General features: G+C 36.4%; 10 protein-coding genes. 6 read left to right on the top strand and 4 right to left on the bottom strand.

Going from position 1 to position 13957, the window contains the following annotated elements; translation table 11 throughout:
- The first annotated feature begins 4 nt into the window (after window positions 1–4).
- From DR871_RS05915 to acs, 6 genes are all read left to right on the top strand, one after another.
- Window positions 5–232, top strand: a complete 228-nt coding sequence (locus DR871_RS05915; protein WP_113665423.1) for a DUF6814 family protein — start codon at window positions 5–7, stop codon at window positions 230–232.
- Window positions 233–371: 139 nt separating this feature from the next.
- The gene (locus DR871_RS05910; RefSeq protein WP_113664428.1) at window positions 372–566 is read left to right on the top strand and encodes a hypothetical protein; all 195 of its coding nucleotides are present in this window, start codon (window positions 372–374) and stop codon (window positions 564–566) included.
- The gene (locus DR871_RS05905; RefSeq protein WP_113664429.1) at window positions 559–3264 is read left to right on the top strand and encodes a sensor histidine kinase; all 2706 of its coding nucleotides are present in this window, start codon (window positions 559–561) and stop codon (window positions 3262–3264) included. Before DR871_RS05910 ends, DR871_RS05905 begins: the two co-directional genes overlap by 8 nt.
- A 3-nt stretch (window positions 3265–3267) precedes the next feature.
- The gene (locus tag DR871_RS05900; protein WP_113637591.1) at window positions 3268–3630 is read left to right on the top strand and encodes a response regulator transcription factor; all 363 of its coding nucleotides are present in this window, start codon (window positions 3268–3270) and stop codon (window positions 3628–3630) included.
- A 17-nt stretch (window positions 3631–3647) separates the two neighbouring features.
- A complete protein-coding gene (locus tag DR871_RS05895) occupies window positions 3648–5546 on the top strand; it encodes an acetate--CoA ligase (RefSeq protein ID WP_113664430.1) in 1899 nt (632 codons plus the stop codon).
- 14 nt (window positions 5547–5560) lie between these two features.
- A complete protein-coding gene (gene acs, locus DR871_RS05890; protein ID WP_091255686.1) occupies window positions 5561–7468 on the top strand; it encodes an acetate--CoA ligase in 1908 nt (635 codons plus the stop codon).
- Window positions 7469–7591: 123 nt separating this feature from the next.
- On the opposite strand, the gene DR871_RS05885 is transcribed toward acs, so the two are convergent.
- From DR871_RS05885 to DR871_RS05870, 4 genes are all read right to left on the bottom strand, one after another.
- A complete protein-coding gene (locus DR871_RS05885) occupies window positions 7592–10480 on the bottom strand; it encodes an alpha-amylase family glycosyl hydrolase (RefSeq protein ID WP_113664431.1) in 2889 nt (962 codons plus the stop codon).
- 66 nt (window positions 10481–10546) lie between these two features.
- Window positions 10547–11296, bottom strand: coding sequence for a SusE domain-containing protein (locus DR871_RS05880; protein WP_113664432.1), 750 nt, complete (start codon window positions 11294–11296; stop codon window positions 10547–10549).
- Between the two features lie 16 nt (window positions 11297–11312).
- On the bottom strand, window positions 11313–12311 hold the full coding sequence (locus DR871_RS05875) for a SusE domain-containing protein (RefSeq protein ID WP_113664433.1): 999 nt from the start codon (window positions 12309–12311) through the stop codon (window positions 11313–11315).
- A gap of 23 nt (window positions 12312–12334) precedes the next feature.
- Window positions 12335–13951 carry a RagB/SusD family nutrient uptake outer membrane protein gene (locus DR871_RS05870; RefSeq protein WP_242497076.1) on the bottom strand — a complete coding sequence of 539 codons (1617 nt, stop codon included), beginning with the start codon at window positions 13949–13951 and terminating at the stop codon, window positions 12335–12337.
- Window positions 13952–13957: the final 6 nt, after the last annotated feature.

Raw genomic sequence — 13957 nt, 5'->3', positions numbered from 1 at the left:
AGCTATGAATCAATTAAAAAGAATATTAGGACTAGTTTGGATTGCATTAGCAGCTGCCGCAGCCTATTTTTGCATCTTCACTTTTGGATTACCAAAATTGATGTCCGGAAAACAAGAAGACTTAGTTTTCGGAATAATTATACTCTTTATACTAACTCCATTAATTGTTTTAGGATTGGGAACCTTTGGGTACTTTTCCTTAATGGGTGATTACGATGAAAAAGACAGTTAACCAAACCATTACCAAAATAGACAGTCTCTGCATTAATTTGCAGAGGTTGTTTATTTTTTTAATCAAGCCTTAGATTCTAAAACAGAATTATAAAAAAAGGCGAAAGAACATTCTGCTGAAAAGCAAACCGCATTTCCTTATGAAAAAGAGACATGAACAAAAGTTGGTTATTCTTTCAATGCTAGTACTATTAGCGTTGAACATACCACTTTTGCTGTTATTTGACAGTTCAAAACCACTTTTTGGATTCCCAATAATCTATATTTATATCTTCTCGGCTTGGTTATTTTCAATTGCTACTTCCTACCTAATCATAAAACGATATTATGAATAGCATTGGACTCTTATTAATATTGGTGCTTTATTTGTCGATTCTTTTTTACATTGCCTATTGGTCTGAAAAAAGAAGTCATTCTAAATGGACAAATAACCCCTACATTTATTCCTTTTCATTAGCCGTATATTGTACAGCCTGGACCTACTATGGAAGTATTGGTGTTGCTGCAGAATCCGGTTTGAGTTATTTACCCATTTATTTAGGTCCCATATTAATTATCCCAACGTGGATGATTATTCTCAAGAAAATTATCCGAATTTCGAGAGTAAATAAAATCTCCAGTATTGCAGATTTTATTTCTTTACGATACGGAAACAGTAGATTTCTGGGAGCTTTAGTAACTACGATTTGCATTGTTGGTATTTTACCCTATATCTCTTTACAGTTAAAGTCAATTTCAGACACCTTCCATATTGTTACAAAAACACAATCGAGTGACAATATTTTCACTGATACAACCACTTATGTTTGCATAGCGTTGGCATTATTTGCTTCCTATTATGGTACCAAATATGTAGATGCTTCCGAAAAAAGACGCGGAATAGTTACCGCCGTAGCTATGGAATCTATCTTGAAGTTAGTTTTCTTTTTGATCGTGGGGATTTATGTTACCTATTTTGTTTTTGACGGTTTTGATGACATTTATCAAAGAGCGGCTGTCCTTAAAGATTTCGACAAGAAAAATACGATAGGCGGCATTACAAACGGAATCAACTGGTTCTTTCTTTGCATTTTATCGATGTTTGCTATTTTCCTTTTGCCAAGACAATTCCACACTGCAATTGTCGAGAACAATAAAGAAACCCACATCCGAACAGCGATTTGGCTTTTTCCGTTGTACCTGCTACTTTTCAACCTTTTTGTTTTTCCAATTGCTTGGGGCGGCAATATTCTTTTTGAAGGAAAAGGGCATAATTCAGATACGTATTCCTTATTAATCCCACAGTTTTTTGACAATAATGTATTGACAGTGATGGTTTTTCTGGGTGGATTTTCGGCAGCGATTTCAATGATTATCGTATCTTCAATTGCACTCGCTACAATGCTAAGTAACAACTTACTGATTCCGTATGGCTTCATTGGTTCACTAGAAAATTCTTCACAGAAAAAGAACAGTAAACGGATTGTAAATAGTCGAAAAATAGGAATTTTTTCGCTTATCATTTTGGCGTATGCCATTTATAGAATATTCATTTTAGACTATTCTTTGGTTTCCATCGGACTGGTTTCCTTTGTCGTTATAGCACAACTGGCTCCTTCCTTTTTTGGTGCATTATTCTGGAAAAGAGGTTCTAAATTTGGTGCGGTAACGGGGATTATTCTTGGTTTTTTAACCTGTTTTTACACCCTACTAATTCCGTACGCTATTGGAATCACAAAATCAACCAGCATGTTTATTCAGGAAGGACCTTGGGGAATTGAATTACTGAAGCCTTTTCAACTTTTTGGTTTGGATTATTTAGACCCTATTCCACATGCTGTTTTTTGGAGCTTATTAATTAATATTCTGAGTTATTCTGCGGTTTCAGTGAGTTTCAAAGGCAATTATAGAGAACGCAATTATGCCGAAATGTTTGTGGATATTGACAAATACATCACCAATCACGAAAACGCTTTTGTATGGAAAGGAACTGCGTATATTTCTGATATTCAAAAAGTCTTACAGCGATTTCTTGGCGAAGAAAGAACCAAACGAGCTTTGACTATTTTTAATTTAAAATACAACATTGACAAAGATATTACCACTGCCGATGCGCGATTCATAAAGTTTGCCGAAAATTTATTGACGGGACACATTGGTACGGCCTCCGCCAAAATATTAATATCGAGTGTGGTCAAAGAAGACAAAATCAGTTTGCCCGAAGTATTGCGAATTTTGGAGGAATCAAAAGAAAATATCATCATCAATAAAAAATTAACAGACACTTCGAATGAATTAAAAAAAATATCAGAACAACTCAAAAATGCGAATCAGGAATTAGTCAATAAAGACATTCAAAAAGATGAATTTTTGGATACCGTTACCCATGAATTGAGAACACCAATAACCGCTATTCGTGCAGCGAGCGAGATTCTACATGACGATGATGATATTCCAGAGGAACTGAGAAAACAGTTTTTGCAAAACATCATATCGGAGTCGGATCGATTGAATCGTTTGATTGATAAAATTCTGGATTTAGAAAAATTTGAAACTGGAAAACAAAAGATTTATTTGTCTAAAAATAACATCACAAGAACGATTAAAAACACGTTGGATTCCCTCCAGCAATTATTAAAAAACAAAAATATCAGCATTGAATTTGAGGATGCCTCCAAAGAAATAAAAGCTTTTTATGACGAAGAGCGAATCGTTCAGGTCATCCATAATTTAGTTTCAAATGCTATAAAATTTTGTTCGGAAACAGACGGAAAAATAGTGATTTCCATTGATGAAAATAAAGACAATATCGAAGTCAAAATACACAACAACGGCAAAGGAATTAAAAAAGAAGATTTTGAAGCTATTTTTGATAAATTCTATCAATCTCGAAACCAAAACGTAAAAAAACCCATAGGAAGCGGACTGGGTTTAGCCATTTGTAAACAAATTATTGAACATCATAAAGGTAAAATTTGGGCTGAAGATAATGTGGTTGAAGGAGCTACTCTAATCTTCACACTACCCAATTATAATACAGCAGAAAATAGTTAAAAAATGAAAAAGATTTTAATTGTAGACGACGAACCAAACATTGTAATGTCACTGGAATACACATTCAAAAAGAACAATTTTGAAGTTTTCATAGCGCGTGATGGCCAGGAAGCACTGGATATTTTACAAAAACAACTTCCGGATGTCATAATTCTGGATGTAATGATGCCCATGGTGGACGGTTTTGCCACATTAGAACAAATAAAAAAAGACGAACGACTGCGGCATTGCAAGGTCATTTTCCTTTCGGCAAAAAACAAGGAAAAAGATATTGAAAAAGGACTTTCATTAGGTGCTAATTTATATGTTGTAAAGCCCTTTTCAGTTAAAAAATTAGTCGATCAAGTTCATGAATTAATTCAATAAGAAACAAATTCAACACAATGGAATACAAGGAAATTTATGAGAACAGCATTGCGCATCCAGAAAAATTCTGGGCAGAACAAGCTGATGCAATTGAGTGGTACAACAAACCGGAGACAATTTTATCGAAAGACGAAAATGGATATCCGCTTTGGTACAAAGATGGAGAATTGAACATTTGTTATTTGGCGTTAGACAAGCACATTCAGGATGGTTGTGGAGATCAGGTCGCTTTTATTTATGATTCTCCGGTGACACAAACCGTGAAAAAATACACCTTTTCGGAAGTAAAAACCGAAGTCGCAAAACTCGCGGGAGGCATGCAATCATTAGGATTAAAGAAAGGCGATACCGCCATAATTTACATGCCCATGATTCCTCAAACTGCTTTTGCCATGTTGGCTTGCGCAAGAATTGGAGTGATTCATTCGGTTGTTTTTGGAGGTTTTGCGCCACATGAATTGGCTATCAGAATAGACGATTGCAAACCCAGAGCGATTATTACTGCTTCATCCGGAATTGAAGTGGACCGATTAATTGCATACAAACCTTTGGTAGATGAAGCTATTGCATTGGCGAGTCACAGACCAAAAAAAGTAATCGTTTTTAATAGAAAATTAGGTGCTAGAATTCCGTTTAAAAAGTATGATGTAGATTACGATGCATTGGTTTACGGCTCCGAAGAAACACCTTGTATTCCTGTAAATTCGAATCATCCGCTGTATATTTTGTACACTTCCGGAACTACAGGAAAACCAAAAGGAATTGTTAGAGATACTGGTGGATATGCCGTAGCATTGAAATTTTCCATGAAATACATTTACAATGTAAAGGAAGATGAGACTTTTTGGGCAGCATCGGATATGGGTTGGGCAGTGGGGCACAGCTACATTCTTTACGGACCGTTATTAAACAGAAATACAACCATAATTTTTGAAGGTAAACCGATAAAAACTCCTGATGCAAGTACGTTTTGGAGAATAATTTCGGAGCATAAAGTGGGCACGATGTTTACGGCTCCAACTGCCATTCGAGCCATCAAAAAAGAAGATCCTGACGGAGAATTCATCAAACAATATGACTTGAGCGCTCTTAAAAACCAATTTTTAGCGGGAGAACGTTGTGACAATGCCACATTAGAATGGTACCAACAACACATTCCTATTCCCGTAATTGACCATTGGTGGCAAACAGAATCCGGTTGGCCAATGATTGCCAATTCTCTTGGTATTGAAAAAATGCCAGTCAAATCCGGTTCAGCCACAAAAGCAGTTTGCGGATATGATATTCGAATTTTTAATGAAAACGGCGACGAATTAAACGCCAATGAAGAGGGCTTGGTGGTTGTAAAACTGCCATTGCCTCCTGGAAATATGTTAGGGATTTGGGAAAACGAAGCACGTTTCAAAGCAGGTTATTTCAGTAAATTTGATGGATATTATCTATCTGGCGACGGTGGTTATAAAGATGAAGACGGATATATTTTCATCACCGGAAGAACGGATGACGTAATAAATGTAGCGGGACATCGATTGTCAACGGCTGAAATGGAAGAAGTTGTTGCTTCCCACTACTCCGTGGCTGAATGTGCCGTTATTGGAATTCAAGATGAGTTGAAAGGGCAAATTCCTTTGGCTTTAGTGGTTACCAAATCAGGAGATGAAATCGAACATTATCAATTGGAACAAGAAATTATTAAACTGGTTCGCCAGCAAATTGGCGCAGTTGCCTCGTTGAGAAATGTAGTTATTGTACAACGATTACCAAAAACACGCTCGGGGAAAATCCTCCGAAAACTGATGCGCAGCATTACAGATGGCGAGGAATTCCAGATTCCTTCCACTATTGATGACGAAACCATTGTCGAAGAAATCGTTACCACATTAAAAAAGTATAAAATAGGCGTTTATAATATTTAAAATTTACCAAAATCATGAGTTACTATAAAATTAATAATTTAGAAGAGTACTTTAAACATTACAAAAAATCAGTTCGTGAGCCCAAAAAATTCTGGGATAAAGTAGCGTCTGAAAATTTTACTTGGTACCAAGAATGGGATAAAGTTGTAGACTTTAACATGGCTGAAGCCGATATAAAATGGTTTACCAATGCTAAAGTAAACATTGTAAAAAACTGTATCGACAGGCATCTTGCCAAAAAAGGAGATAAAACAGCTATCATTTTTGAACCAAATGATCCAAATGAAGAAGCTTTGCATATTTCCTATAATGAATTGTACGAACGTGTTTGCAAAATGGCGAATGTCTTAAAGGAACAAGGCATACAAAAAGGAGATCGTGTTTGTATTTACTTACCAATGATTCCTGAATTAGCGATTACCACTTTGGCCTGCGCCAGAATTGGAGCCATTCACTCGGTTGTTTTTGCAGGATTTTCTGCTTCCGCAGTTGCAGCAAGAATCAATGACAGCGAATGTAAAATGGTAATCACTTCCGATGGTGGATATCGCGGGAATAAAACCATCGATTTAAAAAGTATCGTTGATGAAGCCTTATTGAATTGCCCTTGTGTAGAGAACGTTTTAGTTGCTAAAAGAATCAACTCCACTATCAATATGAAAGAAGGTCGTGACCAATGGTTGCAGCCTCTTTTAGACCAAGCTTCGGATAATAATGTGGCAGAAATCATGGATGCCGAAGATCCTTTGTTCATCCTTTACACTTCCGGTTCAACAGGAAAACCAAAAGGAATGGTACACACTACAGCAGGTTATATGGTGTACTCTGCGTATACGTTTAAGAACGTTTTTAATTATGAAGACAATGATATTTTCTGGTGTACCGCTGACATTGGCTGGATTACCGGACATTCCTATATTCTTTACGGACCATTATTGAACGGAGCTACGACGGTAATTTTCGAAGGTGTTCCATCCTATCCAGATTTCAGTCGCTTTTGGCAAACCATCGAAAAGCATAAAGTTACTCAGTTTTACACGGCACCAACGGCCATTAGAGCCTTGGCAAAAGAAAGCATCGAATATGTACAAAGATATCAATTGACTTCTTTGAAAGTGATTGGATCGGTGGGAGAACCCATCAACGAGGAAGCTTGGCACTGGTACAATAACCACGTAGGAGACAAGAAATGTCCTGTCGTGGACACTTGGTGGCAAACCGAAACGGGAGGAATTATGATTTCGCCAATTGCGTTTGTAACTCCAACAAAACCAACCTACGCTTCGTTACCGTTACCAGGAATCCAACCCGTTTTGATGGATGAAAAACGCAATGAAATCGAAGGCAATCAGGTTACTGGAAGTTTATGTATTAAATTCCCTTGGCCAGGAATTGCCAGAACGATTTGGGGCGATCACCAAAGATACAAGGAAACCTATTTTTCTACCTTTCCAGGTAAATATTTCACTGGCGACGGCGCTTTGCGTGACGAAGTTGGGTATTACAGAATCACTGGCCGTGTAGACGATGTGGTAATTGTTTCTGGACACAATCTGGGAACTGCACCTATCGAAGATGCCATCAATGAGCATCCTGCAGTTGCCGAAAGTGCTATTGTTGGCTTCCCACATGACATCAAAGGAAATGCTTTGTATGGTTTTGTAATTCTAAAAGAAACCGGAGAATATCGCGATAGAGAAAACCTAAGTAAAGAGATTAACCAACACATATCGGATCATATTGGACCAATCGCCAAATTGGATAAAATCCAGTTTGTTTCCGGTTTACCAAAAACCCGTTCCGGAAAAATCATGCGTAGAATTCTGCGTAAGATTGCCGAAGGTGATTATTCTAATTTTGGCGACACCTCAACGTTGTTGAATCCTGAAATCGTAGATGAAATCAAAGACGGTAAAATATAGTTTTTTTTAGTTGTAGTAATTTGTTGAAAACTGTTCCATTTATGGAGCAGTTTTTTTTATACAAAAAAGGCTGTCCATGTAGGGACAGCCTTTCAAACACTTAAAACAAACAAACAAACCGTATTATTCCTTAATGAACTTCAATACCTGTATTCCATTATTCTCATCATACGCTTTTACTATATAGAAACCTTGATTCAAATCACTAATTATATATTGATGTCCTTCAGATTGATTTGCATCAAACGTTTTTACCAATTGTCCTGTTATAGAAAAAATCTGCACTTTAGAAGTCGCCGCATTTAAAGTAAAATAATCAGACGCAGGGTTTGGATACAACACAATCGTTGGTGATTTTTCGTAATCAGTTATTGCCAATGATGCTGTTTTATTACCGTAGATTCGGTAATCACCAGCCGGAATTGTTATTGGATCATTTACATTAACAACAGTGATTGTTGTATTATCCATCAAATTGTACCACTCACCAGTATAAGGAAATCCAGTTGCTACATTTTGTGTGGTTACATTAAAATTAGCCAAGATCAAAACATCTTTAAGTTGGCTTGACGCCAAAGCACTATTGGTAATTCTGATATTTGGATACAACGAACTGGTATTCGACATGGTTGCAGTTCCTGAAAAAACAGGCTCTATAGTTTTCATCGTAATCATCTTAGACCAATCGTTATAAATTTTACTTCTATTGGCATCTCCAAGCCAATTATTAACCCATTGTGGTTGCTGTTTAGTATCTAATTTACAATCCCCAGATATTGCATCGGACGACGTGTTTACCGTTCCATTATTACACGTAAAAATAGAATTTTCCCAACCTAATTCCCCAAAATGCCAAATCATCTTTGGTCCAGGAACCAATAAAGAAACCGCTCCAATTGCTGACATTCTAGACAAGGCTACATTTAATGTTTTTACATTATGAGCAGCATTGGTACTGTTCCCGAATTGTAAATTTTTATACATTAATCGTTCCTCATCATGACTTTCGGCATAACCCATCAATCTATTTGAGGTAAAGCCTCTGCTCGAACTATTCATACGAGAAATATTTCCAGAATACCCCATAGACAATTCATTGTATTGACTGGTCATTATTCCCCACATCATAATTCCTTTACTTGGCGTTTCATTAATCTTGTAATTCGCCCAAAGCTGCTCTTCATCATCATTCCCTAAGTGTTCAAAAATAGTATAATGCGTTGGGTCTAAACTCCAAGAATAATCAGCATATTTTCGCAATACATCCACTCGATCTTGTTGTTTAACACCGGTACAAGCTTCTTGACCACCAGCAACATTGGCAGGACAATTTTGAGTAAAACCTTTGGTTAAATCCCAACGAAATCCGTCAATTTTATATTCTTCTACCCATTGTTTGATGACACGTTGTACATAATTTTGTGTTCTTGGCTGTTGGTGGTTAAAATCTTCTCCAACACTATAACTATGCATAGCCGTTGTATTAAAATAAGGATTTTCAGTGGAAGGAGAACCCCAACCATCTCCATCAGGATCATTCATCCACATACGAAGCATTGGATTTCTTCCAAAAGCGTGATTCAATGCCACATCCAGAATTACAGCAATTCCGTTTTGATGGCACAAATCAACAAATTCTTTTAACTTTTCAGAAGTTCCATAAAATTTATCCAAAGCCATGTGAAAAGAGGTATTGTACCCCCAACTTTCATTGCCTTCATATTCCATCACCGGCATCAACTCAATCGCGTTTATTTTCAAATTTTTGAAATAATCGATTTTATTAATCAAGTCTTGATAGCTTCTATTGGCATCAAAATCACGAACCAACAATTCATAAACCACTAAATTTTCTTTTGCAGGTTTGACAAAATTTGTGGTGGCACTACTCCAAGCATAAGGAGTTTTTCCTGTTTGCAATACTGTTACTTCACGCTGCTGACCAGCAGGATATAATGGAAGGTTAGGATAACTGGTAGCAGGAATGAAAGGATCATCATCAGGAGACAATACTAAAGTCGAATATGGATCGGCAGTTTTCACCAAAGAAGGAGTTCCGGCTATAGGTGTTGCATCAACTACCCAATATTGGTAGGTATAATTTGTTCCTGAAACTAATCCGGTTAATTCTAACCAAAATTTTCCTGAAACAGGGTCCTTTTTCATGGCAAAAGAACTAGTTGGTTGCCAATTGTTGAAACTTCCCGCTACGTAAATAAAATCTTTGAATGGAGCATCCAAAACCAAAGTTGCTTTTGTAGCATCGGCAGTATTGTAATTGATTCCGTCCAATAAACCCACAGGAATAGCTTCACTAACCACATTTGGATTCACTATCGCACTGAACTTTTTAGTGATTACAGTTGCCCCTTGAGTAACCTGCAATTCATAATTTTGATTTCCTGTAATATTCGTATGATTATAAGAATAACTGGAAGCTACTGCATTTGTATTTAATGTAATACCGTTTGCTTTCAATACATAACTGGCATTTCCACCCGTATTAGAAGCTGAAATATTCAAACTTCCACCAGATGCTATAATTGTAGAACCATTTTCTGCGGGTGTATTTAGAGTCACTTGGTACGCACCCACTTCAACAAAATTATCTTGCGATTTTTTGTCCCCAGTCCCATCCTTAGCTTTCACTAGGAAACCTATTTTACCTATTCCGTTTCTGTTATAGAAAACATTTGGTGTAAATGTCTTGGTATAGGTATCTGTAGCCGAATTATAGGTAAAACGATTCGCCTCGTTAGATGCGTTCCATATCCCATTCGTAGGGCAATCAATACTGTTCGCGTCATTTATATCAAAAGACCATGTCCAAATATATAATGCGTTTCCGGTAACTCCCCAGACACCTTCATTTACTGAGGCGCCATTGATGCTAATGATAATAGCAGTTGTCTCCTCAAAAGTAGCTGGACTAACAGAATAAACGACCGACTGTTGTTGCCCAATTGCGATAATTGAAAAGAAAAGCGATACTAAAAGTATAATTTTTTTCATAGTTTTTGGGTTTTATAAAAAAAGGGCTATTAAAAAAATAGCCCTTTTACGGTAATTATAAAATAATTATAGTTTTGTAATGGTGTATGTTTTTTCTGCAAAATCGATAACAATTTTATAAGTTCCCGTCACAGCAACTGGAATATTAGCTCCTCCAGCATCTAGCGTCAAATTATTTCCGTTATCCCCAAAATTATCTGCCCAACCATCATCCAATCTAAATTTAAACTCACCACCTGCGATTAAGAGCATGGTAACTGAATACTTTTTAGTTGCTAAGTCATAATCCAAATTAGTATCAGAGTCCCATCCTGTAGGAGTAGCACTTCCAATAATTCCCCAGTTAGGCCATGCCGGATATGGTGTCAACTTTATAGTATAAGAGTTTGATGGTTGCGATAAACTTCCTGTTGTACCCACAGTAGATAAAACACGTACATCTACTGAGTTTTTAAGAAAGGGAGCAAAACCAGCACTTAACGCAGCAGAGTTTAACTCATTTACAGTAAAATTTTTAAATTTACTTGTACTAGTAGCTACAACTGTTGGATTTGCAAATTTTGTTCCTGCAGCAGCAAACTCAATGCTATACGTAACAATGGTTGAAGTTCCATTATATGTAGCATAATCCCAAACAAAAGTAGTGGCAAGATCATTTGGTTTGTTTTTATCAAGTACTAAATCAAAACTTGTAGATGGCGTTTTTAGAGTTGGAGCAGCGTTTGTACTTACGGCTTCTCTATCCATAACTTCATCTGTACAAGATATTGCTGTGATACTGATAAAAGCAATTAGAAATCTAATTATATTTTTCATTTTTATATCTTTTAAATTATATTTTTTTAATTGTGTACGTCAATCCTGTAAAATCAACAGTTATATAATAGGTACCCGCATCCGTAATAGCAATATTGGAACCGCCATTATCTAATGATAAGTTATTTCCGTCATCCCCATAATTAGTACCCCAATCATGATTTAATCTAAATTTGAATGATCCCAATTTCATTTTCATGGTAATAGAATACTTTTTGGTTGTGGGATTGTAATCTAAAAGTGTGTCAGAATCCCAACCCGTTGTTGTGGCATCTCCAATTATACCCCAAGCATCTATGATTGGCGTTATGGTATATGTTTTAGTCGTAAAATTAGCTACAATGGTGTAATTACCTGCGGTAACAGGAATATTAGCTGCTCCAGATTCTAAGGAAAGATTATTCCCATCATCTCCATAATTGGTTGTCCAGGCATTATCTAATCTAAATTTAAATTCACCAGTTGTTAAAGCTAATGAAATTGAATAAGTCCCACTTATTGGATTGAAAGCCATATCTGTACTTTTGTCCCAACCAAGTGGAGTTGCACCACCAATGATACCCCAGTTTGGAAGATAAGGAGTTACTTTTAAGGTATAGAAATTTGAAGTTTCTGCAGAAATACTACTTTTAATACGAATCTCCATTTGACCTTCAATAAGAGCTGGTAATCCTAAGCTTTTCGCTGTTGCGTCTAAATTACCAACAGTCACGTCTAAAAACTGATTGGTCGTTGTACCTACTACTACCGGAGTTGCAAAGTTAGTTCCTGTTTTAGCCGCTTGAACTGTATAAGTTATGGTAGCACCTGTAACATTTGCAGGATCATTCCATACCAAGGTGGTCGCCAAATCGTTTAATTTTGCTCCATCAAGAACAAGATTAAAATCAGAAGTCGGCGTAAGCAATTTTAAACTTGAATCCGCTGTAAGAGCTTGTACGTCTTCAACATCATTTGCACAAGACAAGGATATCAGACTGATAAAAGCTATTAAACATTTAATTGAATTTTTCATGTATATCTAAATAAAATTATTTATTAATATCCTGTATTTTGTGTTAAATTTGGATTAGCTGAAATAGCAGCTGTTGGTATTGGAAATACATTCTTTTCAGTACCAATTGAAGTACCGTTTGCAATATTTCCTTTCCAAGCCCAATTGTAGTTTCCTCCTCCGTATTTATTAAATCGGATTAAATCTTGTCTTCTATGACCTTCCCAGTGTAATTCTCTAGATCTCTCGTCTATAACAAAATCAAGATTAACTTCTCCTTTAGATACATTTGCAGCCGTCGAACCATTATTAGCTCTTTCTCTTAAATCATTAATATATTTTAATGATTGTGCGGTTGTGTTTGTAGCTGTACTACCATTTGTAGCACCGTCTTTTCTCATTTGAGCTTCTGCATACATTAAATAAGCATCTGCTAACCTGAACAAAGGAAAATCCGTATCCACAAATGTTGAATTTACACCCGCAACTCCGGCGACAGTTTTATTTGAATATTTATGTAAAATATAACCTTGAGCTCCATTAGTTAAACTTGCGATTTCAAGCGTTCTTGCGCCTGATGTAGTATATGTTTTTCTTGCATCAGTTAGGAATTTAGAACCATCAAACTTTTCCACAAATTGTTTTCTAAGTCTCAAGGCTCCACCCCAGCCTCCAACACCAAATTCTGCTCCGTTTCCTTCAAGAGAGCCTACTTGTCCGTTGATCATAACGGTCGTTGCACCATAATTTTGAGTTTTAACCCCATCCGATTGTAATGTAAAAATCATTTCAGATGAAGTCTGATTATCTGCTTTAAAGTTGTTTAAATATTTTGTATTTAAAGTATACCCACCGCTAATAACCTCGCTACATTTAGCCATACATTCTGCATATTTTGGCGCTCCAATATATACTTCAGCATTCAAATACATCTTAGCTAAAATCATTTGAGCCATTGCTTTGTCTAATCTACCATATTCATTGGCTCTTGCAGCTTTTAAATTAGGAATTACGGCATTCAATTCTGTCTCAATAAAAGAGAACAACTGTTTTCTGTCATATTGAGGCCCCTTAAAATTCAAAGGATCAGTTTCTGTAACAAACGGTGCTTTACCAAACAAATCCATCATATTATAGTAAGCAAAAGCTCTCAATACTCTTACTTCATTTCTGTAAAAGTTGATTTCGGCAACGTCAGCAGTAGCGGTAATACCTCTTGCACTTAAAAGCTCTGGAGTAGATTGTCTTAAAAAATCATTAGCAAGTGCTACTTCCGCCATAGTTCTACTAAACATACCCAATAATATAGGATTGGCAGATGTCCAAGTATTTCTTTGTAATTCAGCTGTACCCTCATCGTTCTCATACGTCCACACTACTTCATCAGTAGTTAAGTTTTGCAAGTACCACATACATCTTCCAAACTGGCTTGTTCCAGCATCAATTCCCTGCAAAAACGATGAGCCTGCATCACCAGTACCTGTTAGACTAAGATTACCATAAACTCCAGCCAAGGCTTGTTTGTATCCCAAGGGCGTGGAAAACAATTGTTCTGGTGAATTAACTTTAGTATCTTCTGCTACTACATCTAAATCACTTGTGCACGATTGTAATGCAACAAAAGCAAATAGTATGTATATAATATTTATTTTTTTCATCATCTAATT

Origin of the sequence: Flavobacterium petrolei, assembly GCF_003314435.2 — a bacterium.
Lineage (GTDB): Bacteria > Bacteroidota > Bacteroidia > Flavobacteriales > Flavobacteriaceae > Flavobacterium > Flavobacterium petrolei.
The sequence above is the reverse complement of the archived record's forward strand: the minus strand, read 5'-3'. Positions and strand labels throughout refer to the sequence as shown.